This is a genomic window from Dorea sp., from assembly GCF_977044405.1.
Window position 1 is genome coordinate 71,400 of record NZ_CDRRQK010000007.1, and the last position, 24,817, is coordinate 96,216.

General features: G+C 41.6%; 24 protein-coding genes. All 24 read right to left on the minus strand.

Translation table 11 applies throughout. The features are described 5' to 3' along the window. Positions 1-11 precede the first annotated feature (11 nt). Positions 12-884: a rod shape-determining protein MreC gene (gene mreC / locus ACWJAF_RS05025; RefSeq protein ID WP_296029484.1), complete on the minus strand. Its 873-nt coding sequence runs from the start codon at positions 882-884 to the stop codon at positions 12-14. Beyond that, complete coding sequence (locus ACWJAF_RS05030) at positions 884-1,912, minus strand: rod shape-determining protein (protein WP_296029479.1); 1,029 nt, start codon at positions 1,910-1,912, stop codon at positions 884-886. Before ACWJAF_RS05030 ends, mreC begins: the two co-directional genes overlap by 1 nt. 20 nt (positions 1,913-1,932) lie before the next feature. Then, a complete protein-coding gene (radC, locus tag ACWJAF_RS05035) occupies positions 1,933-2,625 on the minus strand; it encodes a RadC family protein (protein WP_296029476.1) in 693 nt (230 codons plus the stop codon). A 99-nt stretch (positions 2,626-2,724) separates the two neighbouring features. After that, positions 2,725-2,985 carry a DUF4321 domain-containing protein gene (locus tag ACWJAF_RS05040; protein ID WP_296029474.1) on the minus strand — a complete coding sequence of 87 codons (261 nt, stop codon included), beginning with the start codon at positions 2,983-2,985 and terminating at the stop codon, positions 2,725-2,727. A 146-nt stretch (positions 2,986-3,131) separates the two neighbouring features. Then, a complete protein-coding gene (locus ACWJAF_RS05045; protein WP_448862608.1) occupies positions 3,132-4,772 on the minus strand; it encodes an NAD(P)/FAD-dependent oxidoreductase in 1,641 nt (546 codons plus the stop codon). 28 nt (positions 4,773-4,800) lie between these two features. Continuing rightward, entirely contained in the window at positions 4,801-6,039 is a 1,239-nt protein-coding gene (locus tag ACWJAF_RS05050; RefSeq protein ID WP_448862610.1) for an NAD(P)/FAD-dependent oxidoreductase, read from the minus strand. Positions 6,040-6,073: 34 nt separating this feature from the next. After that, positions 6,074-7,357 (minus strand): methionine gamma-lyase family protein, encoded by a 1,284-nt coding sequence (locus tag ACWJAF_RS05055; protein WP_448862611.1) that lies wholly within the window; start codon positions 7,355-7,357, stop codon positions 6,074-6,076. A gap of 35 nt (positions 7,358-7,392) precedes the next feature. Continuing rightward, positions 7,393-7,689, minus strand: a complete 297-nt coding sequence (locus ACWJAF_RS05060; RefSeq protein ID WP_296029464.1) for a hypothetical protein — start codon at positions 7,687-7,689, stop codon at positions 7,393-7,395. Beyond that, the gene (gene miaA, locus ACWJAF_RS05065; RefSeq protein WP_296029461.1) at positions 7,683-8,627 is read right to left on the minus strand and encodes a tRNA (adenosine(37)-N6)-dimethylallyltransferase MiaA; all 945 of its coding nucleotides are present in this window, start codon (positions 8,625-8,627) and stop codon (positions 7,683-7,685) included. Before miaA ends, ACWJAF_RS05060 begins: the two co-directional genes overlap by 7 nt. Positions 8,628-8,629: 2 nt before the next feature. Further along, positions 8,630-10,726 carry a DNA mismatch repair endonuclease MutL gene (gene mutL, locus ACWJAF_RS05070; RefSeq protein ID WP_448862614.1) on the minus strand — a complete coding sequence of 699 codons (2,097 nt, stop codon included), beginning with the start codon at positions 10,724-10,726 and terminating at the stop codon, positions 8,630-8,632. Between the two features lie 3 nt (positions 10,727-10,729). Beyond that, positions 10,730-13,378 carry a DNA mismatch repair protein MutS gene (gene mutS / locus ACWJAF_RS05075; protein WP_448862616.1) on the minus strand — a complete coding sequence of 883 codons (2,649 nt, stop codon included), beginning with the start codon at positions 13,376-13,378 and terminating at the stop codon, positions 10,730-10,732. A 28-nt stretch (positions 13,379-13,406) separates the two neighbouring features. Further along, positions 13,407-13,865 carry a putative ABC transporter permease gene (locus ACWJAF_RS05080; protein ID WP_296029456.1) on the minus strand — a complete coding sequence of 153 codons (459 nt, stop codon included), beginning with the start codon at positions 13,863-13,865 and terminating at the stop codon, positions 13,407-13,409. A gap of 70 nt (positions 13,866-13,935) precedes the next feature. Beyond that, a complete protein-coding gene (miaB, locus tag ACWJAF_RS05085) occupies positions 13,936-15,381 on the minus strand; it encodes a tRNA (N6-isopentenyl adenosine(37)-C2)-methylthiotransferase MiaB (protein ID WP_296092723.1) in 1,446 nt (481 codons plus the stop codon). Positions 15,382-15,457: 76 nt separating this feature from the next. Next, on the minus strand, positions 15,458-15,640 hold the full coding sequence (locus ACWJAF_RS05090; RefSeq protein ID WP_448862619.1) for a DUF4250 domain-containing protein: 183 nt from the start codon (positions 15,638-15,640) through the stop codon (positions 15,458-15,460). Positions 15,641-15,670: 30 nt separating this feature from the next. After that, positions 15,671-16,258 (minus strand): 5-formyltetrahydrofolate cyclo-ligase, encoded by a 588-nt coding sequence (locus ACWJAF_RS05095; RefSeq protein WP_448862621.1) that lies wholly within the window; start codon positions 16,256-16,258, stop codon positions 15,671-15,673. After that, entirely contained in the window at positions 16,227-16,448 is a 222-nt protein-coding gene (locus tag ACWJAF_RS05100) for a DUF896 domain-containing protein (protein ID WP_296029227.1), read from the minus strand. The genes ACWJAF_RS05095 and ACWJAF_RS05100 overlap by 32 nt, the downstream gene beginning before the upstream one ends. A 54-nt stretch (positions 16,449-16,502) precedes the next feature. Continuing rightward, complete coding sequence (locus ACWJAF_RS05105) at positions 16,503-16,883, minus strand: hypothetical protein (protein ID WP_296029225.1); 381 nt, start codon at positions 16,881-16,883, stop codon at positions 16,503-16,505. A gap of 46 nt (positions 16,884-16,929) precedes the next feature. After that, the gene (locus ACWJAF_RS05110; RefSeq protein WP_296029221.1) at positions 16,930-17,751 is read right to left on the minus strand and encodes a pyridoxamine kinase; all 822 of its coding nucleotides are present in this window, start codon (positions 17,749-17,751) and stop codon (positions 16,930-16,932) included. 4 nt (positions 17,752-17,755) lie between these two features. Next, positions 17,756-19,426, minus strand: a complete 1,671-nt coding sequence (locus ACWJAF_RS05115; protein WP_296029214.1) for a putative polysaccharide biosynthesis protein — start codon at positions 19,424-19,426, stop codon at positions 17,756-17,758. Between the two features lie 42 nt (positions 19,427-19,468). Continuing rightward, positions 19,469-19,963 carry an rRNA maturation RNase YbeY gene (ybeY, locus tag ACWJAF_RS05120; protein ID WP_296029212.1) on the minus strand — a complete coding sequence of 165 codons (495 nt, stop codon included), beginning with the start codon at positions 19,961-19,963 and terminating at the stop codon, positions 19,469-19,471. Next, positions 19,960-20,976 carry a PhoH family protein gene (locus ACWJAF_RS05125; RefSeq protein WP_296029208.1) on the minus strand — a complete coding sequence of 339 codons (1,017 nt, stop codon included), beginning with the start codon at positions 20,974-20,976 and terminating at the stop codon, positions 19,960-19,962. The genes ybeY and ACWJAF_RS05125 overlap by 4 nt, the downstream gene beginning before the upstream one ends. Positions 20,977-20,979: 3 nt before the next feature. After that, a complete protein-coding gene (locus tag ACWJAF_RS05130) occupies positions 20,980-22,236 on the minus strand; it encodes a sporulation protein YqfD (protein WP_448862624.1) in 1,257 nt (418 codons plus the stop codon). Positions 22,237-22,247: 11 nt separating this feature from the next. After that, a complete protein-coding gene (locus tag ACWJAF_RS05135; RefSeq protein ID WP_296029198.1) occupies positions 22,248-22,520 on the minus strand; it encodes a YabP/YqfC family sporulation protein in 273 nt (90 codons plus the stop codon). A gap of 71 nt (positions 22,521-22,591) precedes the next feature. Then, entirely contained in the window at positions 22,592-24,667 is a 2,076-nt protein-coding gene (gene ppk1 / locus ACWJAF_RS05140; protein WP_448862625.1) for a polyphosphate kinase 1, read from the minus strand. Positions 24,668-24,817 lie beyond the last annotated feature (150 nt).

The window sequence follows — 24,817 nt, forward strand, 5'->3', positions numbered from 1 at the left end:
ATAGTTCTCCTTTACTGACCGTCTCCGGATTCCTGCTTTACAAGCTCATTCTTGGTTGTTGTAATCACAAGTACCTCCTGAAGCTTTGTAAAATCAACCGCAGGCGTAATATATCCCGATCTGGTCAGATTATTAGAATCTACCTTTATATCACTGACATATCCGATAAACAATCCCTGTAGGAACCGGTCGCTGACATGAGAGGTAACAACCTGCTCACCAACTTCTATTTTATTATCATTATTTGCCAGTTTTTCAAAACGGATTCTTCCATTTTCCATCTGTTTCAGATCACCTCTTACGACACAGGTATCTGATGTTGAAAGGATCATGGCACTGATATTACTTTCATCATCTATGATCGAACGAACTCTTGCATAATGCGGGCCGACCTCTGTCACAATACCTACAAGACCACTTCCAGCAAGTACATTACAGTTTTTCTTAATTCCATCCTTGCTTCCTTTATCAATTGTAAAATCACTGAACCAGTTTGTTCCGTTATTGGAAATGACATGTGCACCGACTTTCTTATAATCAGAATAATTTTCATCCAGTTTATACAATTCTCTCAGTCTTTCCAGTTCGTATTGTTCCTGACGAAGTCTTGTATTATCGATTGTCAGATCGTCTACTTTCGACTGCAGCTTTTTATTTTCTTTTTTCATATCCTGCAAGGTTTCAAAGTTATCTGAAAGATCACTCATATAGCGCCCTACATATCCAATTCCTTTTTGCATCGGAATCACTGTATAATTTGCAACAAAGCTGATTGGTCCATTCCCTCCAGTGATGCGCTCAACTCCCATTAAGATAACGCAGATCGTAATAACGATCATCAGCCAGTATTTACTTGGAAGGGAAGATTGATTATTTGTCTTCATTATCTCATCCACCTATAATTATCTTCTATCATTGAAAATGCCAGTTTTTTTAATTCTTTTGACATAATAATGCGCTTCAATCCATTCACTGCGCAGATATCCGGCTGAAGTGCAGATCTTGACTTAATCCCTACCATCTGCTCGATATACAATTCCAGCCCCGGCATATTTGCAAGTCCTCCTGTCAGGAATATTCCATTTTCATAGATTGCTTTTCGTACCTCCGGAGGTGTTCTGTCTAATAAAGAATTAATTGATTTGACGCATTCTTGCAGATGTTCCTTCATTGCAGCGCGTACCAGTGTGATCGAAATTGGTTTTCTCATCGGAACTCCTGTAATCAGATCACGTCCCGCTACAGAAAGCACTGCATCTGATCCTCTGGCAAACACATCAAAATTCTTTCTTAATACCTCGGCTGTCTGCCGTCCAATCAGAAAGTCATGACTATGTTTTACCAGATTAATGATTCCCTGATCATAAGTAGAACCACCAACCTTAAGTAATCGGTTAAGTACCATTCCTCCACCTGCAAGCACAGATAATTCAGTCGTCTCACCACCAAAGTTTACAATCATAATTCCTTTTGTATTCTGAATATCCAGGTTCAGTCCTACCGCATCTGCAATGGACCGTTCTACAATATTTACCTCTTTCGCCTTCGCTGTCGAGTGGATGACCAGATCAAAAAAGGCTTTTTTCTCTACTTCCGTGACATCTGTCGGAACTGCAATTACATACTCAGATCCTCTTGAAAATTGTTTCCCTCTTTTCAAAAGATTCTGTAGTAGAAACTGCATATCATTGAATCTGGAAATGACCCCCTCCTTCATAGGAAATGTGATTTCAATATTGGATGGTGCTTTTCCATACATACGAAACGCATCATCTCCTACTGCAAATATATCGCGATCACGGTTATCTTTGAATGCGATCACATTTTTTTCTTTCCAGATTGTATCTTTTTTCTTATCATAGACCTTGATCTCATAAGAGCCAAGATCTAATCCGTATACATTTCTTGCCATCTGACAGAATCCTTTCTATCCTACAGCATTCCCTCTTCCCGAAAACTAATATAACAATTATTGCCAATCACAATATGATCTAACAGTTCTATTCCGATCAGTGCTCCTGCATCCAGAATTCTTTTTGTTGTCAGCATATCTTCCCGGCTTGGAGTTGGGTCACCGCTTGGATGATTGTGTAAAATTATAATAGACACAGCATTTTTTTGTAATGCTTCTACAAACAGCTCTCTTGGTGTGATCAGAGACGCATTCACAGTTCCTTTTGAAATAGTTGTCTCACCAAGAAGCCTCGCTTTTGAGTTTAGCATCAATAGCTTCATATGTTCCTGCTTTTCGTGCCGTAAATCTTCCATATAATATTTAGCAATCGTTTTTGGATCTGTAAAGCTTACCATTTCGTGATACGAAGCCTTTGCAAGTCTTTTTGCAAGTTCCGATATGCACGAAATCTGTATCGCTTTTACATTCCCGATTCCTCTGATTTTCATTAAGCGTTCTTTATTGAACTGGTGAATTCCAAGAATCCCGCTTTCTCCGGCATGATACAGGATCCGTCTGGATAACTCTATGGCATTTTCACCTCTGGTTCCTGTTCTTAATAACACTGCCAGCAATTCAACATCGCTTAAACTTTCTGCCCCCAGGCGAAGACACTTTTCATATGGTCTTTCCTCTGGCGGCATTTCTCTTATGGTATTTGATTGATTCATAGCTTTTCTTTAGATTCGCACGACACTCATACCTGGAAACTGCCCTGACAGTTTCCTTTGCATACTTAAGTATACAAAAGTCTTCACTCTCTGTATAAGTTACAAGAAACGATATATGATAATGGAAAGAATCACGCCAATGATACTTGCCATGGTTATGTTTATCGAAAGCCCGAATGTAACGACCAACACTCCCAGGTTTAGAACGATTGGTTCGTCTATCCCGAAGGATTGTCCATAGCTCAGCCAGGATAATGCCGGTATATCTTTTGCCAGCGTTCCGATAAAGCCACCAAGAACAACTCCTGCTAACATCAGCAGAAATAAAGCCCAGGCGTTTTTACTTCCTGCACCTTTCATATGTACTCCTCCTCGTTTTTCCTATCTAAAAACTCAATACATTTTATCATATTTCAGAAAAAGTGTATAGGTTTATCCTATTAAAAAATTCTTAAAGTTATTTTCATTTTTTGTTTAAATATAGGCGTTTTTTATAAAAATTGTCACTAATTTGTCACAAACGGGCGATATATAGCAGCAATCATTTCCGCAATCTTCATTCCGTCCATAGCAGCTGATGTGATTCCACCCGCATATCCAGCGCCTTCGCCGCAAGGATAGATTCCTCTAAATTCACTTTGCAGCGTTTCATCTCTGGTGATACGCACCGGTGACGATGTTCTGCTTTCCACACCGGAAATAACTGCATCCGTTCTTGCATATCCCGGAAGCTTCTTATCAAATGCAAGCACTCCTTTTTCCAGAGATTCTGCAATGATCTCAGGAAAGATATTTCTTGTATTAGCCAGTTGGTACTTCCCTTTCATCTGAGGAATGACTTCCCCGAGTTTTACCGATTTTTGATTTTCACAGAAATCACCAAAAAGCTGGACCGGAATCTTTCCGTTACCTTCCCTGTATGCTGCTTCTTCCAGTTTTCTTTGAAATTCAACGCCTGCAAGTGGTTCATCACTTCCGAAATCTTCCGGTGTTACGGTGACAATTACTGCACTGTTGGCATTTTTCCCATCACGCTTACTGTAACTCATTCCATTTACCACAAGTCTGCCTGGTTCAGAAGATGAATTTACCACATAACCACCCGGACACATGCAGAATGTATAGACTCCTCTTCCATTTTCCAGACTGGCAGTCAGTTTATAAGGCGCCGCCGGAAGTTCTGTCTGATACTTTCTGGAATATGATTCCCCATACTGATCTTGATTGATCATTTCCTGCGGATGTTCCATGCGCACACCAACAGCAAAAGATTTCGCCTGCATTGGAAGCCCGTGTCTGTACAGCATAGCAAATGTATCTCTCGCACTGTGTCCGATTGCAAGTACCGCCAGTTCTGTCTCCAGAATATATGATTCTCCGTTTTTTAAATCCTGTACTTCCAGCGCTTTCAAAGTCTCTGTACCGTTCGTCTTCTCAGTCCGGATATCAGTAACCTGTGAATAAAACCGCACCTCTCCGCCGTGTTCACAGATATACAGCCGCATTTCTTTTACTACCGAGGACAATACATCTGTACCGATATGTGGTTTACTCTGATACGTAATCTCCTCCGGAGCCCCATGTCTGGTAAAAATCTGCATAACTTCTCTTCCACGGCCGTCTTTGTCTTTTACGAGCGTATTCAGTTTTCCATCCGAAAATGTTCCAGCCCCGCCTTCTCCAAACTGTACATTTGATGCAGGATTTAATACTCCTGTCTTCCAGAATGTTTCCACATCTCTGGTACGTTCCTCTACATCGGCTCCCCGTTCAAGAAGAATCGGGCGGTAGCCATGCATTGCAAGCATATAACCGCAGAACAGGCCTGCCGGTCCGGTTCCAATGATTACCGGGCGGTGTTCTAATACCACTTCTCCGCTATCAGGGAAATGATAAATATTTGGCTTAACCTGGAATTGTACCTGCTTGTTTTTTACATTTTTTCTTACTTTTGCTTCGTCTTTCACCTGCACATCGACAGAATACACATAATAAAGCTCCGGCTTTTTTCTTGCATCGACCGACTGCTTTCTGATCTGCAGTTCAAGAAGTTCGTCTCTTTTAATACGAAGTGTTTTTAATACTTTTTTCTCCAAATCTTCCTTTGTATGCTCTATATCCAGTTTCATCTGGTTAATGCGAATCATGCTCTGCTCCCCTTATCTACTTCACTTTTTAACGTTTACATTTTGCCGCAGCAGCACCGGCAAGATATCCCGTTGCCCATGCCCATTGAAGATTATATCCACCACAGATTCCATCCACGTCCAACAATTCTCCTGTCAGGTAAAGATCTTCTATGTATCTGGATTCCATAGTATCCGGATTGATTTCTTCGGCACTGATTCCTCCTGCGCAGACCTGCGCATTATCAAATCCATTCGTAGTCTCAATTGTTACTACGTTTTTCTTTATTGCCTGCACAAGACTTTTCATCTGTTGTTCCGAGATTTCGCCTACTTTTGTATGCATACGGATACGTGCCTGCTCCAGAAATCTTGGAATCATTTTCTGATGAAAAATACCTAGAAGATACTCTCCGCTATTCATCTGTTCCCGTCCTTCTTTTCTCTTTAAAAGAAGTTCCAGAAGTTCCTTTTCCGATTTTTCAGGAAAAAAATCCATCTTTACTTTCACTGTTTTTTTGCGATATAGTGCTCCGGAAATAAAACGGCTAATCTGAAAAACCGGTATTCCGGATATTCCATATGCGGTGATCTGAACCTCACCATGATCGGATGCGGTTTCTTTTCCATCACAGATTGCAGTTACTTCAGCATCTATACGGACTCCCGCAGCTTTTACAAATGGATGATTCTTCACTTTCAGCTGTACTAACGCAGGCACCACCGGTACCATACTGTGTCCCAGACTTTTTGCCAGTGCATAACCGCTTCCATCCGATCCAAGCTTTGCATTTGCCTTTCCACCGCAGGCCAGTATAACTGCATCCATTTTCTGCTTTTTACCGGCAGATCCTGTTTTCACCCAGAAACCTCCTGACACAGGCACTACCTCCGTAACCTGTGCATCCGTACAGACCCGTACATGCAGGCGTTCCAGCTCCAATTTTAGTAACTCCAGTACAGTAGAAGCCTGATCCGACATAGGATATATGTAGTTTCCTCTGGTTTTTGTCATAAGACCGAGTGATTCGAAGAATCTTAACGTATCTTCATATCCAAACCGGTCAAGCACCTTTTCTACTGCCGGCATATATTCACTTCTGAAATATGCCGGTTTCATATCTTTATTAGTCAGATTGCATCGCCCATTGCCGGTCGCAAGAATCTTCCTGCCAGCCGCATCTTTTTTTTCATATACCGTGATCTGTGCCTGATGATTTGTTCTTGCCGCTGCAATTGCCGCCACAAGTCCGGAAGCACCTCCACCGATAACTGCAATTTTCTTCATCTGAGATTCCTCTTTCATCGTTTTCATCTATTTATTATAAATTAACAATTCCTGCTCTTACGAGGTATTCCAGAGACATTAATATACCAAGCTTTGCATGTGGCCATGTAAGTCCCCCCTGGAAATAAACCGCATACGGCGGCTTGATCGGTCCATCCGCACTAAGCTCTATCGATGACCCCTGTACAAATGCTCCGGCTGCCATAATGACATCCGAATCATATCCCGGCATCGGCCATGGCTCAGGAGTAACATAAGAATCCACTGGTGCAGCAGCCTGAATTCCCTTGCAGAATTCAATTACTCCTTCTGGAACTCCAAACTCTACCGCCTGGATAATATCATGTCTGCTCTCTGTTCCATTCGGAATTACCGGGAATCCAAGCTTTTCATAAATGTTCGCAGCAAAAATAGCTCCTTTCAACGCCGAAGCTGCCACGGTCGGTGCAAGAAATAATCCCTGGTAAAAATCTTTCATCACGCCAAGTGAAGCTCCTACCTCTCTTCCAAGTCCCGGAGAAGTCAGACGATATCCACATGCATCGATCAAATCCCCACGCCCTGCAATATATCCACCAATCGGTGCAAGACCGCCGCCCGGATTCTTAATCAGAGAACCTACTGTCATGTCCGCTCCGACATCACTTGGTTCTATTGTCTCAACAAATTCACCATAACAGTTATCCACCATACAGATCAGATCTGGTTTAATCTCTTTTACAAACGCAATCAATTCCCCGATCTGCTTTACCGAAAAGCTCGGTCTGGTCTGATATCCTTTGGAACGCTGAATCGCAACCATCTTCGTCTTGTCATTGATTGCCTTTTTAATATTCTCGTAATCAAATGTACCATCTTCCAGCAGATCCACCTGGGAGTATGTAACGCCATATTCCGCAAGCGAACCATTCGATGGACGGATTCCGATCACCTCTTCCAGAGTATCATATGGCTTTCCGGCTGGTGCCAGAAGTTCATCTCCAGGTCTTAAATTCGCAGCAAGTGCAAGAGAAAGTGCATGTGTTCCGCAAGTAATCTGCGGGCGTACCAGCGCACTTTCCGTATGAAAAATAGACGCATAAACCTTTTCCAGTGTATCACGTCCCTGATCGTCATATCCATACCCACTGGCGTAATTAAAGCATCCCGCACTGACACGGTTATCCTGCATCGCTTTTACTACTTTCAGCTGATTATATTCCGCTACTTCATCAATTTTCTCAAATCTGTCCTTCAGATCCTTTTCTATATTTTTTCCAAACGAAAGTACGGTCTCCCGGATTCCCATTTCGTTATAGATTGTATTCATTGATATCATTCTAAATTTATGTCCTTTCGTATTTTGATTTTCTTTTATATTGCTTCTGCAATCTTAAACCGCAGCGACTCACACATTGCATCGAATGTCGGATTGATAGATGGAATTCCCCGGAGTACGGCTGCTGCCTCCTGATATTTTTCCATATCATAAAGAAGTGAAGCCCTGTTGAGATCAAACATTGCCTTTTCTCCCTCATAACGGATCATATGCTCCAGTCCGAGAAGTTCTCTGTACGCAAAACCGGTATCCTGGCTTCTGGAATATATGTCCATCAGTTCATTCATTTTACGTAAAAATTTGGATCTGCCTCTCATCTTTTTTCTCAGCATATTCTTCCCTCCAGATGTGATATCATTGCTTTTAGGATGTTCTCTTCATCGTAATCATATACATCCTTGTGAATCCACGTAACCTGACGCTCCCGCCTGAACCAGGTCAGCTGCCGCTTTGCAAAATGCCTGGTATCACGCTTAATCCTATACACCGCCTCTTCAAGACTGCATATACCGTCCAGATAATCAAGGATTTCTTTATATCCCAGCCCCTGCATGGACACCATATCCCTGGTACATCCAAGTTCTTTCAGATGTTTTACCTCATCTACCAGACCTTCTTCCATCATAAGGTCCACACGCTGATCAATCCGTTCATACAGCTTTTCTCTCGGCGCATCCAGAACAAAATATGTGAATTCATACGGTGATTCTTTCTGGCGCTCTTCTTCGTTATGCTCAGACATTTTCTCTCCTGTCTGGTGATAATATTCCAGCGCCCGTATAACTCTTTTTACATTATTTGCATGAATATCTTCTGCCGATTTTTCATCAACCGCCTTTAACATATCATGTAGATAAAGGCTTCCTTTTTCCTTTGCAAGTGTTTCTAATTGTTCTCTGTATGTATCGTCTTTTGGTGTCTCTGTAAAATCAATATCATAAAGTAGTGCCTGTATATAGAAGCCCGTTCCGCCAACCACGATCGGAATATGTCCATTTGCATAGATCTGTTCCATTGCTTTTTTCGCCATCTGTTGAAAGCGGACCACATGAAATTCCTCCCATGGCTTCAATTCATCTACCAGATAATGGGGAACTCCCTGCATCTCCTCCGGGCGTATCTTTGCTGAACCAATGTCCATGTATTCATATACCTGCATAGAATCCGCAGAGATGATTTCTCCGCCAATTGCTTTTGCAAGTCCGATGGACGCTTTTGTCTTTCCTACAGCCGTAGGTCCTGTTAGAACTACTAATGGTTTCTTCGTCATATCTATACTATCCTCTTGAATTTCTTTTCCAGTTCTCTCTTTGTCATTGCAATGATCGTCGGTCTTCCATGTGGACAATGATATGGATTATCCAGTGAAAGAAGTTCTCCGATCAGCGCATCTACTTCCTGTATCGAAAGCTTCATATTCCCCTTTACCGCCGCCTTGCACGACATAGACGCAATCTTCTCATCAATCAGGTCCAGTGAAAGATTTCTCGTGATTTCATCCGAAAGACTATCTATCATCTCCATAAGAAGATCTTTTTTTGCAATGCTGAACAGATTATCCGGAACCGCACGGACAGCATAGGAATCCTGTCCAAATTCTTCTATTTCAAATCCGATACGTGTAAACTGATCCATATAGGTTTCCAGAAGCTCCGCCTCCTGCATGCCAAGTGTCAGCACAATCGGTGGACTGATCATCTGGGAGGTAAATTCTCTTGTTTTCATGGATTTTAACGTCTTTTCATACAGGACACGTTCATGTGCCGCATGCTGATCTATGATATAAAGGTTATTGCCATACTCTACCAGCCAGTATGTCTCAAACACCTGTCCGACTACTTTATACTTCTGCATAGCCTCTCTTGTCAGCAGATTATCTTCAAAAAGCTCCATCTGTTTTGCATTTTTAGCTATGTCTGTATATTCCTGCTGTACATTCTGTTTGTTCTGCTCCTGAGACTTTTCCGGTATAACACTGGACTCTTCCGGTACAACATTAGCCTCCTCCGGTGAAGACAGTTGTTTTTCCGCCATATATACATTTTTCTCTTCCCGTACAACATTATACATACCAGCTTGTTCTGCGTTCTTTGATATATACTGGCTTTCTCTCTTCACATTTTGTAAGGCATCTTTTTTACTTTCTGCCGTATTTTGCTGCATATCTGATGCCTGATTTTGCAAGCTTTCCTGATTTTTCTGTAAAGAATCCTTCGAAGCTTTCCGCTCTTCATATTCTGCCATCACACGTTCTTTCATCTTGTCCATAAAATAATCAAGATTCCGTTCCTGCGGTGGTGGAATAACAGCCTTTTTCACTTTCTGCTCCGTTCTCACCGGTGCAGCCTTTGGCTCCGGCATCTCTACATGCGGGATCAGCTGTTTTTCATGTAATCCCTGCTCGATTGCCGCATAGATCGTATTATAAACTTCCTGCTGATTATTAAAACGCAGCTCCATCTTTGTCGGATGCACATTTACATCTACGTGTTCCCCGTCGATTTCTATATGAAGTACTACGAACGGATACTTGTGCTGCATCGTAAAATCTTTATATCCATCTTCAATTGCTCTGGCAATGATATTGTTCTTTGCATAGCGTCCATTAATATAATAATTTTCAAAATTACGGTTTCCTCTGGAAATAACCGGCTTTCCAAGGAATCCTGTAATCTTAATTCCGTTGCTTTCATAATCAGCATTTAAAAGATTTGCCGCAATTTCCCTTCCGTAAATATGATAGATCACATCTTTTAATTTCCCATTTCCAGAAGTGTGTAGCTTTGACTGTCCATTATTAATAAACTGAAATGAAATATGTGGATGAGAAAGTGCCAGCCTGGTCATCAGATCCCCTACATGACTTGCCTCAGTCATCGGTGTTTTCAGGAATTTTCTTCTCGCCGGCGTATTATAGAATAGCTGACGGATGATAAAGGTTGTTCCATCCGGTGCTCCGGTATCTTCCAGATCTTCTTCTTTTCCGCCCGCAATACGGTACAGCGTTCCAAACGTCTGATCCTTCGTCTTTGTGATCAGTTCCACCTGTGATACCGCTGATATACTCGAAAGCGCTTCCCCACGGAACCCCAGAGATCCTATATGCACCAGATCATCCACGGAACGTATCTTGCTCGTAGAATGGCGCAGGAATGCAGAACGGACATCTTCTCTGTCTATTCCGCATCCGTTATCTGTAATTCTCATAAATGAGATCCCGCCTTCTTTAATCTCGACCACAACCGCTGTCGCTCCGGCGTCAATTGCATTTTCCACCAGCTCTTTTACTACTGATGCCGGTCTTTCAATCACTTCTCCGGCTGCAATCTTATCAATTGTAATAGGGTCCAGTACCTGAATCTTACTCATATATTACCACCTGTTCTTCAGTTTGTTCTGAAGCTGATATAACGTATTCAGCGCATCGATCGGCGTCAGATTCGCAAGATCCAGTTCCTTGATCTCCTGGATCACATCATCATCTTTTACCGTATCAAACAGAGACATCTGCGCCAGATCCACTTCATCAAAATGTTTTGCCTTGGGTTTACTATGCTCCTGTCCTTGTACAGCAATGTCCTTGATATGTCCGGTTACATCTGCCTGTACCAGTTCTTCTACGATTTCCTTTGCCCTGTCTGTTACCGACTGCGGCACACCTGCAAGTCTTGCAACCTGGATTCCATAGCTCTTATCTGCTCCACCTTTGACAATCTTACGAAGGAAGATGATATCATCCCCTTTTTCCTTTACTGCGATACAGTAATTATTCACATTATCAATCTTACCCTCTAATTCGGTAAGTTCGTGGTAATGCGTTGCAAATAACGTCTTTGCGCCAAGCAGTTTACTGTTACTGATGTATTCAATTACTGCCCACGCAATACTGAGTCCGTCAAACGTACTGGTTCCACGACCGATCTCATCCAGGATCAGAAGGCTCTTACTCGTTGCATTCCTTAATATATTCGCCACTTCCGTCATCTCTACCATAAACGTACTCTGCCCGCTTGCCAGGTCATCAGAAGCTCCCACACGCGTAAATATACGGTCAACCACACCAATATTGGCAGAAGAAGCCGGTACAAAAGAGCCAATCTGCGCCATCAGGACAATCAGGGCCGTCTGTCTCATGTATGTCGACTTTCCTGCCATATTCGGTCCTGTAATTACAGAGATTCTGTTCTTTTTATCATTCAAATATGTATCATTGCAGATAAACATGTCATTGGAAATCATCTTTTCCACTACCGGATGACGTCCGTCTTTAATATCGATCACTCCACGGTCATTCATCTTAGGTCTGACATAATTATTCTGTTCTGCAACCAGTGCCAGTGATGCAAATGCATCCAGCTTTGCAATTGCCTTGGCTGTATTCTGGATTCTCACCACTTCTTTTCCAATCGTATCCCTGACTTCGGAATACAATTGGTATTCCAGAGCATACAGCTTATCCTCCGCACCAAGAATGGTATCTTCCAGTTCTTTTAATTCCGGAATGATATAGCGTTCTGCATTGGCAAGGGTCTGTTTTCTCGTATAATAATCCGGCACCAGATCTTTGAAAGAATTTGTAACTTCCAGATAATACCCAAAAACCTTATTATACTTGATCCGCAGATTCTTAATCCCTGTCTTCTCCCTTTCGTCAGATTCCAGTTTCGCAAGCCATTCTTTTCCATCGGATTTTGCACTACGAAGCTTATCTACCTCCGCATTATAGCCATCCTTAATAATCCCGCCTTCCTTCATGGCAATCGGCGGATCTTCTTTGATGGATTCACTGACCAACGTACACAGATCTTCCAATGTATCAAGTCCATCATACAGTTCTTTTAAAAGCGGTGTCTGCATATCGCTTAAGATACATTTGATATGTGGGAGCATCGCAAGAGAACTCTGGAATGCGATCAGATCTCTTGGATTCGCTGACTGATATGTAATCTTACAAACCAGACGTTCCAGATCATAGACCGGAGACAGGTACTCTCTGATCTCTTCCCTTGAAATCGCATTTTTCATCAGCTCATCCACTGCATCCAGACGCTTCTCGATCGCATTTTTATCAATCAACGGCTGCTCGATATATTTACGAAGGGCTCTTGCCCCCATTGCCGTCTTCGTCTTATCCAGCACCCAGAGAAGAGAACCTCTTTTCTGTTTGTCACGGAGTGTCTCACACAATTCTAGATTACGTCTTGTAGAACTATCCAGAAGCATATATTTTCCAGAAGCATAGATCGTCAGATGGGAAATGTGTGACAGATCTCTTTTCTGCGTTTCTACCAGGTACTGAAGCAACGCCCCTGCAGCAATCACTCCGCAGTCATAATCTGCAAGTCCAAGGCCTTCGATCGTTCCTGCATGAAAATGTTCTTTCAGTATTCTCTCACAGATTGCATCATCAAAATACCAGGAATCCAGGGAATATACCGTGATACCAAGTTTTTCTTTTAACAATTCAAAATCCATGCCACTCATATAGAACGCCTCATTACAGACCAGTTCTGACGGCATGAATTTGTAAATCTCATCAAATAATTTTTCTGCATTTTCAATCTCTGTTACCATGTACTCGCCTGTCGTTACATCTGCAACAGATACTCCAAAACGGTCCGAAACATAGGCAATACACATGATATAATTATTCTTGGTCTCATCTAATGCCTGTGTATCCAGGTTCGTTCCCGGTGTTACAATTCTTACAACATCTCTTTTTACAAGTCCCTTTGCAGTCGCCGGGTCTTCCATCTGTTCACAGATTGCTACTTTATAGCCTTTTGATACCAGCCGGTTCAGATATCCGTCTACCGCATGATAAGGAACGCCGCACATTGGCGCACGTTCCTCTAATCCACAGTTTTTTCCAGTTAATGTTATCTCAAGTTCTTTCGAAGCAGTCAGCGCATCGTCAAAGAACATCTCATAAAAGTCTCCCAATCTATAAAAGAGGATGCAGTCCGGATATTCCTTTTTCGTCTGCATATACTGCTGCATCATTGGTGTTAATTCTGCCACTTTTCTTCTCCTCTTGTCTTTTTTGTTTTTACATTTCATTATAGCATTTATATTTTGAATTTGAAAGGATAGATTTTCTCACAAAATGTGGCTTCTCTTCTCCATATAAGAAATGAAGAATATTCGCACTTAGATATATCCCGACCGCACACAGCACGGAAAATAATATCATAAACGGCAGACAAATCTGGCCAAACAGCTGAAACGGCATCCGGCTGTAATCCCACACATGAAGTGCCAGCCATTTATTCACGATAATCCCGGTTATAAACTCCATGGCGGTTACGAAGATACTGCATCTTATGACCTGCCTGAAAAAATCATCCCGCCAATGCACCACACGTCCCTGATAGGTAAAAAACATCATACAGATTCCACCCAGTACGAACATCGACCAGTGTGAAAATCCACGGAAGATAACCTCTAATGAATAATAGATCCATCCTCCCACACCCCATAAAAATAAATATTCACTGATTTTTTTCATACAAAAACGCCCTCACTATCTTGTTAATTACTACATAGTTTGAGCGTTTTCTTTCTGAATTATAATACAATTATTCTGCCAGTTCTCCCAGATAATAGAAACCTTTGCATTCTGTCAGTCTGACATCAGCCAGACGGCCGATCATTCCCTTATCTCCTTTGATATGTACCAGAAGATTATTACTTAATCTTCCTGTTACCATAGTCGGATCATGATCACTTACCGATTCGATAAGCGCTGTCTGAACAGTTCCTTCATGAACCGAGCATACCTCAGCAGCAATCGACTGTACTTCTTTTAACAGTCTGTCAAAGCGGTTCTTCACCACATCTTCCGGCACCTGGTCTTCCATTACAGCAGCCGGTGTACCAGTACGCTTAGAATAGATAAATGTAAATGCACTATCGTACCGGACCTTTCTTACAATATCCATCGTCTCTTCAAAGTCTTCTTCCGTCTCTCCCGGAAATCCCACGATGATATCCGTTGTAAGCGAAATATCCGGCACAGCCTTTTTAATCTTCTCTACCAGTTCCAGATACTGTTCTTTGGTATAATGACGGTTCATCTTCTTTAAGATACGGCTGCTTCCGGACTGTACCGGCAGATGCAGATGTTTACAGATTTTCCTGGATCTTCCCATTACTTCAATCAATTCATCGGACAAATCTTTTGGATGCGACGTCATAAAACGGATACGTTCCAGTCCTTCAATCTGTTCGATCTTTTCCAAAAGCTGTGCAAAGGTGATTGGATTTTCCAGATTCTTTCCATAAGAATTGACATTCTGGCCAAGCAGCATAACTTCCACGACACCATCATCTACAAGCTGGCGGATCTCTGATATGATTGCTTCCGGATCACGGCTTCTTTCTCTTCCCCTTACATACGGTACAATACAGTAACTGCAGAAATTATTACAGCCAAACATGATATTGACTCCTGATTTGAACGAGAACTTACGGTCATTCGGAAGGTTCTCTACGATCTTATCTGTATCTTTCCAGATATCGATCACCATGCGCTGTGATTCAAAACGTGTCACAATGAGTTCTGCAAATTTAAAGATATTATGTGTTCCAAAGATAATATCTACATAACGGTAGCTTGTTTTTAATTTTTCTACTACTTCCGGCTCCTGCATCATACACCCGCAAAGCCCGATCATCATATGTGGATTTTTTTTCTTTCTCGGCTTTAACTGTCCCAGACGGCCATATACTCTGGTATTCGCATTCTCTCTTACGGTACACGTATTAAAAATGATAAAGTCAGCTTCCTCTTCCGGTGCTTCTACATAACCAATCTTTTCGAGAATTCCACACAGCTTTTCTGAGTCTCTGGCATTCATCTGACACCCAAACGTCGTAACGCAAAATGTCATCGGACGTCCCAGCTCTTCAGACTGCTTCTGTACATATGCTTTTGCTTTTTCCATATAATAATATTGACGTGCAGTATCATCTACAGGCGGTTCTTTTGTAATATCTATATCGTAATTTACATTATTAGGCATTATCCGTAACTCCTTTGTATTATTTAAAAATCAATTAATTATTATATCGTGAATCGCCATACTTTTCAACGAGAATTTAGACAAACTGCTGTCTGTTCTCATCATATTCATAATCAATTGCCTTTAAAGTATTTACAATCTCTTCTTTTTCTACATCCAGATCATCACACAATGCATCCAGATCATAATAATAATCCCTGAGCTTTGTATTCACTACGCTTAATAACAGCATAGGATCTTTTGGTAATCCATTTGCCATCCCGCACACTCTCCTTTGTAAATATATTTGTTATAAACAAAAATTATCTTCCATCTCTTCCAATGGATATATGCACTCCTCTGTCACAATTTTCTGAGGACGGATATCATATTCCTCCCATGGAATCTCCGGATACATCTGAAGTTCAAATGCTACGGCAATTGCATAAAGCTCTGGGTGCTTTTCCAGATATTTATCATAAAATCCGCCGCCGTATCCAATCCGGTGTCCATCTTTATCAAAGGCAACTCCTGGCATGATCATCAGCCCTTCTTTTCCATCTGCCTTCTGTTCTCCTGCAGGTTCAAGAATTCCATAGACCCCTGGTTCCAGTTCCTGTCTGCTTTCTACAAGATAGAATTCCATCTCTGATCCTTCTACCTTAGGAAGCCATACGTGCTTTCCAAGCTTCCACGCTTCTTCCATAAGAAGTTCGGTTCCAACTTCACCATTATAATTCACATAACAATAAATATCCGTCTCTTCCAGAAATCGTGGATGCCGGATGATTTTTTCTGTAATCTCCTTTGTAGCTTCCTGCCACGCAAGCGGGTCCATTTCTTTTCTGAGACGGATGATCTTATGTCTAATTTCCTTTTTTGTTTCCAAATTTCTCACCCAGATTCGTAATACTTCCATCCTGTTCTTTGATAGAAATGTTGTTAAGCTGTCCTCTTAAGTTTCTTTTAAAAGAATCAATGTATTCTCTTCTTAAGATCTGCTGTTCTTTGAGTTCTGCTTCCGTTAATCCTTCTGCTTTTGATTTGTGATACAATTCATTGATTCTTGCTACTTTTTTATCGTCCATTATCTTTTGTCCTTTCCATTTATCTATCATTAAAAATATCCATACCCATATAATCTAACTGGAATAATTCTCCAGAAATCCATATAAAGCCTGTGTGTTTTCGATATATTTTCCGTTTTTTATTTCTTTTTGAATTGTTTCCGGTAATTCTGAAAAAAGAATGTCTGTATATTCATACGCTGTTTTTTTATCTTTCAGATATACGACAACATATCCATTACGCTCCATCAGATAATAACAGTCTTCTTTTAATGCCTGTCCGTCCGCAGTGACTGTAGTCTGTTTCTCATCTGCTGCCTTTCGCTGTTCCTGCGCTTTTATCTCTGCCCTTAACTCTTCTTTTTCCCTGTTTAAGCTCACCTGGTACGCCGCAGTAACTGCACAGGCCATCAGTAACATGCATATCAAAAAACCAATACCATACTTATTTTTCATAGATAAGACTCCTTTTTTGGTACAGTATTGGTCTATATGAATGGATTTATACAATCTTTCTCAGTGTTTTTTCGATCAGAAGTCCCTCTCTTTCAGGAAAATCATATTTTTCACTTTCTCTTATACATGCGCAGACAAATGCATGCGATGCCTGTACACTTTCCAGCAATGTATTTCCCTGCATGATTTTTGCAAGAAACATTCCGTCAAAAGCATCTCCCGCGCCGTGGAATTCCTTTAACACTTCTCCATTGCCGATATAAAGAAATGCGTCATCTTCGTATAACACGATTCCCTTCTTGCAGTCATCTTTTGGAACGCTGGTAACGATCATATCTTTCGCCCCTGCTTTACGCAGTTCCTCGCAAAGATGTAGCACATTTCTGTGATTTCCCGTAATCTGATATTCCTTTCCTGCCAGCAGATACATTTCTGTCAGGTTCGGAAGAATAATATCCGCATATGGAAGGAGCTTTCTCATCGCCGCTCCATAAGTTTCATCAAAATTTGAGTAATATTTCCCATGATCTCCCATGATCGGATCTAATATAACCCTGGTTCCCGGGAACTGGCTGATAAAGTAAATTACCGCATCAATCGTATCTGCATTGCCCAGATACCCGACAAATATCGCATCAAATGCAATCTCTTCTTTTTTATAATGATCGGCACATGCTCTTATATAATCTCCCGGAACGTGAAACACAGCCGGCGTTCCATAGCCTCCAGTGTGTGTCGACAGAAGAACCGTAGGAACCGGACACGCTTCAATACCCATCATACTAAGAATCGGTGTCATATTCATCGTTGCTGCTTTTCCCACACCACAAATATCATGTAATAATGCAATCTTTTTCACTGGTCTCATCGTCTTATCTGTATTCTCCTCTTATCAAATGTAATTTCCGGCATATTTTTACCAGAAGTGCGCCCTTTGGCATTCCCTTTAATTCACTTTCTGTAATTCCACCCAATGCAACAATTGCAACACCGTAAGTAATTACAGCAGCTACCAATGCCAGAAGTGTCGCAATATATGGACTTATAAACAATTCGAATATCAGATGTACCAGCATTGCAATCACACCCATAATAACCGCTGCAAGAGCCGGAATTGCAAATGTCTTTTTCTTTTCCTGTACATATCCGATTCTGCTGCGCAGTGCTTTTGCATTCAGGATACAGATCGCACCTGCAAATATAATTTTACTTAATACGACTGCGTAAATGTTCCATTTTAATACTACCAGCATAATAAACAGAGCCACAATATGTATTGCCAGTGAGATTGCTGCGTTCTTAACCGGAGTCATCATATCGTCCAATCCCTGTAATACAGAGTTTGTAACCGTCGACAGGCAGAAGAACACAACGGACAGTGCTCCCAGCTGAAGCATCAGTGCAGCAGTTGTATTGTCCTGTGTAAAATACAATAAATCCAGAATTGGTTTTGCAAGCGTAACAAAACCAACTGCACACGGAATCGCAATCAGCATGTTAAAACGGCTGACCATGTTGATCTTATCATGTACCTGCTTTCTGTTTCCCGTCTGTACAGTTGCCACAAGACTTGGTACAAGGGATGCCGCAAGTGCACTGGATATTGAAAGTGGAACATTGATCAGTGTACTATACTGTCCCTGGAAGATACCAAGAAGGCTTGCATACTCTTTCTTTGTGAATCCCTGCGCCGCCATAATATTATTAAAAAGTGCCGTATCTACAAAGTCACTGATATTATATACCGTTGCACTTAAGATAACCGGTGCGATTGTAATAAACAGTACTTTGTATACTCTTTTATATCCTTCGGTTCTTTTAGATGTATCATTTTTCATCTTGCGTTTGAAGACTTTATTATACGCAAGGAATACGATCCCGACAAATATAAGCGCACTCAGTGCACCAAGAACAGTTCCAAGTGTTCCACCTGCTGCCGCATACGCCGGACCAAACGACTTATCCCCATGTGTTTTCCCAACTGCTTTTCCTGCATTCAGTAACACATACGCACCTACGATAGATACAACCGCATTTACGATCTGTTCAATTACCTGTGAAATTGCTGTCGGGATCATCGTTCCGATTCCCTGGAAAAATCCACGCAGCACACCAAGCAGTGCTACGACCAGGATACAAGGTGCCAGCACGCGCAGCGCATAAGCACTTTTATCCAGATGCATAACCGTTGTTGCTATAAAATCCGCACCAAAGAACACAAGCAAAGCAACCAGACCACCTGCCAGAAGTGCAAATGTCATTGCCCCACGGAAGATCTTATGTGCATTTTTATACTCTCCTACTGCAACTCTCGCCGATACCAGCTTTGAAACCGCAAGCGGCAGACTGTACGAAGTCAGCATCAGAGCCACCGAATAGATGGAAAAAGCTACCGAATAATAACCATTTCCTTCCGTTCCAATGATATTCAGAAGCGGAATACGGTAAAAAGCCCCGATCAGCTTTGTGATAACTCCCGCGATTGCTAAGATCGATCCCTGCACCAGGAAATTTTTCTCATTTTTTTTACGTTGTTCAGACATACATCTACTAACTCCATCATTTTGTAAAATTTATTCCGATCACTATCTTGGAATATCCAGACGTTCCATGATCTCTCTTTGTTTCTGTTCCATCACCTGACGTTCTTCTTCTTCCATATGATCATAACCTGTTAAGTGTAACACAGAATGTGCAATAAGAAAAGCATATTCTCTTCTCGGACTGTGTCCGTACTCTTCTGCCTGGGAGAGGACTCTTTCTTTGGATATTACGATATCCCCAAGCGTCAGTTCCCCACTTTCCGGATCAAAACAGTCTTCCTGCTCTTCCAGAAAGTCAAATGTACCAGGACTTGGATAATCGATCATTGGAAATGATAAAACATCCGTTGCCCGGTCAATTCCCCTGAATTCTTTGTTCATCTCATGGATCTGTGCATTTTCTGTTAAAAGCAGATTCACCTCTGCCTCATATGGGCATCCCACATAATCCAGCGCCTCTTCTACTACTTTTTTTGCCAGTTCTTCACACTCCAGAGGAAGCTTTACCTCCCCTTCTTCTTCAAAATACAATGTCATGATCTTCGCCTCTTATCTTTTCCTTTATACTTTGCATCACTTCCGCGACGGTTCTCGTGTTTACTTTCATAATCTTCATAAGCCTTAACAATTCTCTGTACCAGTGGATGACGTACAACGTCCTTACTCGTCAGATGACAGATGCTGATATCCTCAATATCTTTTACAACTCTTGTCGCAACATCAAGTCCCGATACCTGACCGGATGGAAGGTCTTTTTGTGTCGCATCTCCTGTAATGACCACCTTAGAACCAAATCCGATTCTCGTAAGGAACATCTTCATCTGCGCAGGTGTCGTATTCTGTGCTTCATCCAGAATAATAAATGCATTATCCAGGGTACGTCCTCTCATATAGGCAAGCGGTGCAACCTCAATCAGACCTTTTTCCGAATTCTTCATAAAACTCTCGGCTCCCATGATCTGATACAGTGCATCATAAAGCGGACGAAGATACGGATCGATCTTACTTTGAAGGTCTCCCGGAAGGAATCCCAGCTTTTCACCTGCCTCGATAGCCGGTCTTGTAAGAATGATTCTTCCTACTTCGTTATTCTTAAATGCAGTAATTGCCATTGCCATTGCAAGATATGTTTTACCTGTTCCCGCAGGACCAAGTCCGAACACGATCATCTGTTTACGTATCGCATCCACATATTTTTTCTGTCCCAGCGTCTTCGGTTTGATCGGCTTGCCCTGCAGGGTATGACAGATAATGTCTTTGTCGATCTCCAGAACATTTTCCTCACTGTCTTCCATTACAAGTGCCAGTGTATAATCTACATTCTGTTCCTGAATGGTATTCCCTCTTTTGGAAAGTTCTACAAGCTGGTCTAATACTTTTTTTGCCTTTTCTACTTTCAGTGCATCTCCCATGATTTTTACACTTTCCCCCCGCGCGATCAAGGTGACATGAAGTGCACGCTCTATTTTTTTTGCATATGCATCAAACTGCCCGAACACATTTGCCTCGTGCTCCGCAGGTATATCGATGACTGTTTCCATTAATCCCATGCATCAATCTCCATTCTTCGTTTCTTTTTCCTCTTCCGTATGCAGAACAGGAACCGGTGCCCCGGGTACCTGCTTTGCGACAGAACATCTGATCCTTAGTGTTCCTTTTGCATAATACGTCCCGGACCCTGTGTATATTTTAACATCATTCTGGATAATTTCTACCCCTTTTTTCTCCATTTCTTTACAGTCCCGGTGAAAATCCGCTGATAATATAGCTCTTGCTTTCTTTACAGAATAGTTCCTGTTCATTTTTTTATACGGAAGTATTTCCCTTCTTTCTATGATAACCGGAAGGACATTGGCAATCCGGATCTTCATCTGATGCGTCTTTTTTACATAATATTCATAAGTATTCTTCGTCTGTCCAAGTGTTCCAATACATGTTCCGATCCTGACTGCGTATTCTCTTTTCCGGATTGTCTGGATCCCATCCATGTAATATTTTTTTACAGGATAGGTTTCGGAAAGTTCCCGTTGATAGTTTACACTGGTTTCTCCAATAATATCTGCATCCGAACTACATGCCCGGTAACCGGTTACTTCTTTTTCATCATTACAGATCGCAATCTGCCCAAAGACCAGTGTATCTCCTTTTTTTACCGTGTCGCCCGGATGTACGTTGGGGGTTCCGGATCTTGTTACGACTTTTATAATTCTGCAGTTTTCTGTTGCAACAAGATCGGTGTGTTCCTCTTGCTTTTTGTCCTGTTCTGTCATCCCATCTTCGTTTTCCTTGATACGGACGACCAGACGGCATCCGTCAACCGATGCTGATACCCATATGATCTTATCGTAATGTTTTCTAAGTTCCTGTACGATTTTCTGACAATCCACCTGCTTTTTTCTCATTCCTTCTTCCACTTTCTGTGATGCCAGAAACCGTTTTAATGTCTCTTTTGTATATGCAGAGTTCCCTTTGATATCTACATTCCATATATATCCGGACAGGTTCCACATCATAACCATACACAAAAGAATTCCGCCAAACAAAAGATATCTTTTTCTATATCGGTGTAAAAGAAAAGGAAGACCGTTACGCTGTATAATCAAAACCTTCGTATCCGTCTTCCTGACAATCTCTTTTAACCTGCGGAATCCATCGATCGTAAGATTCATCTCATACGCTCCCCGGACCCGTTTCAGATTCCATATATATATCTTTTTATAGCGGCAGGCATTCAGGAACCGCTCTGGAGAATAGCCAGTTACACGGATTCTGACATAACCTTTCAGATACCAGATGACATTTTCAAACAATCCATTTCCTCCTACTTCTGGTATTCAATCGTCTTAATCTGACCATGGATCATCATTTCATCATTCGTATAGTATATAACTTCCAGTCCTTTCCCTTGAATCCTGATCTGTCCGCATCTGGACTGCAGCCGGATCAGCTGGTCTGTGTATTCTGTCATTCCCCTGTAATTTTCCACACATATATCGCAGGTTCCTGTAATTGTAAGAATCGGGAGCCCCATTGCTACATCTTTTGGGACTCCCGACACCTCTGCCGCTTTTTCTTTCCATTCCTTATGTTTCATAAAAATACCGCTTCGGTAATTTGTATTACTCTATGCACCACGGCTCCTATATATGACTTTCGGATTATATTTTACTGTCTTAAGCCTTCTGGATCCATGCTGCTTTTCTGTATTTCATGATAGGCTTCGGCATAAAAATATTCCTGTGAGTTCACCGGTGCTTTCTCGTTGATCACACGCTGATAATTACCATCCGGGCCAAGCTGTCTTGCTTTCTGATTATCCGAAAGCATAATATCAAACATCTCCTGTAATTTTTCCTGCAATTTAACATCGTATACCGGAGCTGCAACTTCTACACGTCTTACCGTATTTCTTGTCATGAAATCTGCCGATGCAATATAATATTTTCTCCGTTCCTGACTTCCGAAAATATAAATTCTCGAGTGTTCCAGGAATCTTCCAACAATGCTGATGATACGGATATTTTCTGTCTTTCCTTCTACTCCCGGCAGCAGACAGCAGATACCACGGACGATCATGTCAATCTTCACACCTGCTTTTGAAGCTTCAATCAATTTATCAATAATCTTTTTATCTGTCAGGGAATTCAGTTTAAATCCAGCGTACGCTTCTTCCCCGTTTCTTGCATGTGCAATCTCCTCATCCAGCATATCCAGGACCTTATTCTGCAGGCACTTCGGAGCAACGAGCAGATGCTTGGAATGCTCTACCACCTCTCCTTTTGATAATGCCTGAAATACATTCGATGCCTCCAGTCCAATCTCTACATTTGCAGTCATAAGAGACAGGTCTGTATACAGACGGGAAGTCTTTTCGTTATAATTTCCTGTACCGATCTGTGTAATGTATTCAATCTGTCCACCGTTTTTCTTTGTGATGAGACAAAGTTTTGAGTGCACTTTATATCCATCCAGGCCATAGATTACCTGACATCCGGCGTCCTCCAGACGTCTGGACCATCCGATATTATTTTCCTCATCGAATCTGGCTCTGAGTTCTACTAACACTACCACTTCTTTTCCGTTTTCTGCTGCCTCTATCAAAGCTTCTACAACTTTACTTTGCTTTGCAACGCGGTAAAGCGTCATCTTTATCGAGATAACATCCGGATCTTCGGCAGCTTCTGTCAGAAGATGCAGGAACGGCCGGATGGATTCATATGGATAAGAAAGGAGTTTATCTTCCTCTTTGATCTGCTCTATGATACTTTTCCCATCCCGAAACTGATCCGACTTCTGCGGTGTCCTCTTTGGGAAATATAACTCTGTATTTTTTCTGAGCAGATCCTGGATCTGAAATACAAAAGACAGATCAAGCGGTGTCGATGACATAAACACATGACTTTCATCCAGCTCCAGAAAATCACACAATACCGCAATTCCCTTTTTATCTATTTCCCTGGAAAGTTCCAGACGGACCGGTGCCAGTTTCTTACGCTGTTTGATCAGTCCTTCCATGAATTCACGATAATCCAGATCTTCGTCATATAATGCATCTGCATCGATATCTGCATTTCTTGTAATACGAAGCAGGGATTTGGACTTAATCTTATATCCTTTGAATACAACCGGTGCAAAATGAAGAATCAGTTCTTCTGCCAGCATGTAAGTGCCCGGCATTCCAGGTACCGCAATCAGTCTTCCAAATATGTTGCTGGTACATGGAATGATTCCGAGACGGTCTTTCTTTCCTTTTGTTCCAAGAACAGCAACGGCATAAATTTCTTTATTCTTTAAAAATGGAAATGGCTGTCTTCTTCCCACTACGGTAGGTGAGATCAAAGGTGCAATCTCCGACTCAAAATAGCGTTCCAGATAAAGAGCTCCTTCCTCATCCAGTTCATTAAACCGCAGGATACGGATCCCCTGTTCTGCCACCCGTGCCATCAGATCTTCATATACCGCTTCTTTTCTTTTATTGATCTGTCTGGTACGTTTTAGGATTGCATCGATCTGCTCCTGTGATGTCATACCTGTCTTATTTTCACAGATGACTTTATCCAAAAGAGTCTGATCATACAACGATCCGACACGCACCATAAAGAATTCATCCAGATTGCTCTGGTAGATGGAAGCAAATGTCAGTCGTTCACACAGTGGAACCTCCGGATTTTCCGCTTCCTCCAACACTCGTTCATTGAATTTCAACCAGGAGAGCTCGCGGTTCATATATGTTTTACTCATAGTTTTATTACTCACCTTTCCATTTGTATTTTATTTTTTTGTTTTCCTGAATGTTTATTCCAGTATTCCTAACATAGCATAGTATTTCCAAACTCTTATTAGCTTTATGTTAAATCTATGTAAAATATGATTTTATTTATTTTTTGCTTC

Coding starts and splice junctions, on each gene's coding strand:
- mreC (WP_296029484.1), bottom strand. CDS start 884: ATGAAGACAAATAATCAATCTTCCCTTCCAAGTAAATACTGGCTGATG.
- ACWJAF_RS05030 (WP_296029479.1), bottom strand. CDS start 1,912: ATGGCAAGAAATGTATACGGATTAGATCTTGGCTCTTATGAGATCAAG.
- radC (WP_296029476.1), bottom strand. CDS start 2,625: ATGAATCAATCAAATACCATAAGAGAAATGCCGCCAGAGGAAAGACCA.
- ACWJAF_RS05040 (WP_296029474.1), bottom strand. CDS start 2,985: ATGAAAGGTGCAGGAAGTAAAAACGCCTGGGCTTTATTTCTGCTGATG.
- ACWJAF_RS05045 (WP_448862608.1), bottom strand. CDS start 4,772: ATGATTCGCATTAACCAGATGAAACTGGATATAGAGCATACAAAGGAA.
- ACWJAF_RS05050 (WP_448862610.1), bottom strand. CDS start 6,039: ATGAAGAAAATTGCAGTTATCGGTGGAGGTGCTTCCGGACTTGTGGCG.
- ACWJAF_RS05055 (WP_448862611.1), bottom strand. CDS start 7,357: ATGATATCAATGAATACAATCTATAACGAAATGGGAATCCGGGAGACC.
- ACWJAF_RS05060 (WP_296029464.1), bottom strand. CDS start 7,689: ATGCTGAGAAAAAAGATGAGAGGCAGATCCAAATTTTTACGTAAAATG.
- miaA (WP_296029461.1), bottom strand. CDS start 8,627: ATGACGAAGAAACCATTAGTAGTTCTAACAGGACCTACGGCTGTAGGA.
- mutL (WP_448862614.1), bottom strand. CDS start 10,726: ATGAGTAAGATTCAGGTACTGGACCCTATTACAATTGATAAGATTGCA.
- ACWJAF_RS05080 (WP_296029456.1), bottom strand. CDS start 13,865: ATGAAAAAAATCAGTGAATATTTATTTTTATGGGGTGTGGGAGGATGG.
- miaB (WP_296092723.1), bottom strand. CDS start 15,381: ATGCCTAATAATGTAAATTACGATATAGATATTACAAAAGAACCGCCT.
- ACWJAF_RS05090 (WP_448862619.1), bottom strand. CDS start 15,640: ATGGCAAATGGATTACCAAAAGATCCTATGCTGTTATTAAGCGTAGTG.
- ACWJAF_RS05100 (WP_296029227.1), bottom strand. CDS start 16,448: ATGGACGATAAAAAAGTAGCAAGAATCAATGAATTGTATCACAAATCA.
- ACWJAF_RS05105 (WP_296029225.1), bottom strand. CDS start 16,883: ATGAAAAATAAGTATGGTATTGGTTTTTTGATATGCATGTTACTGATG.
- ACWJAF_RS05110 (WP_296029221.1), bottom strand. CDS start 17,751: ATGAGACCAGTGAAAAAGATTGCATTATTACATGATATTTGTGGTGTG.
- ACWJAF_RS05115 (WP_296029214.1), bottom strand. CDS start 19,426: ATGTCTGAACAACGTAAAAAAAATGAGAAAAATTTCCTGGTGCAGGGA.
- ybeY (WP_296029212.1), bottom strand. CDS start 19,963: ATGACATTGTATTTTGAAGAAGAAGGGGAGGTAAAGCTTCCTCTGGAG.
- ACWJAF_RS05125 (WP_296029208.1), bottom strand. CDS start 20,976: ATGGGATTAATGGAAACAGTCATCGATATACCTGCGGAGCACGAGGCA.
- ACWJAF_RS05135 (WP_296029198.1), bottom strand. CDS start 22,520: ATGAAACATAAGGAATGGAAAGAAAAAGCGGCAGAGGTGTCGGGAGTC.
- ppk1 (WP_448862625.1), bottom strand. CDS start 24,667: ATGAGTAAAACATATATGAACCGCGAGCTCTCCTGGTTGAAATTCAAT.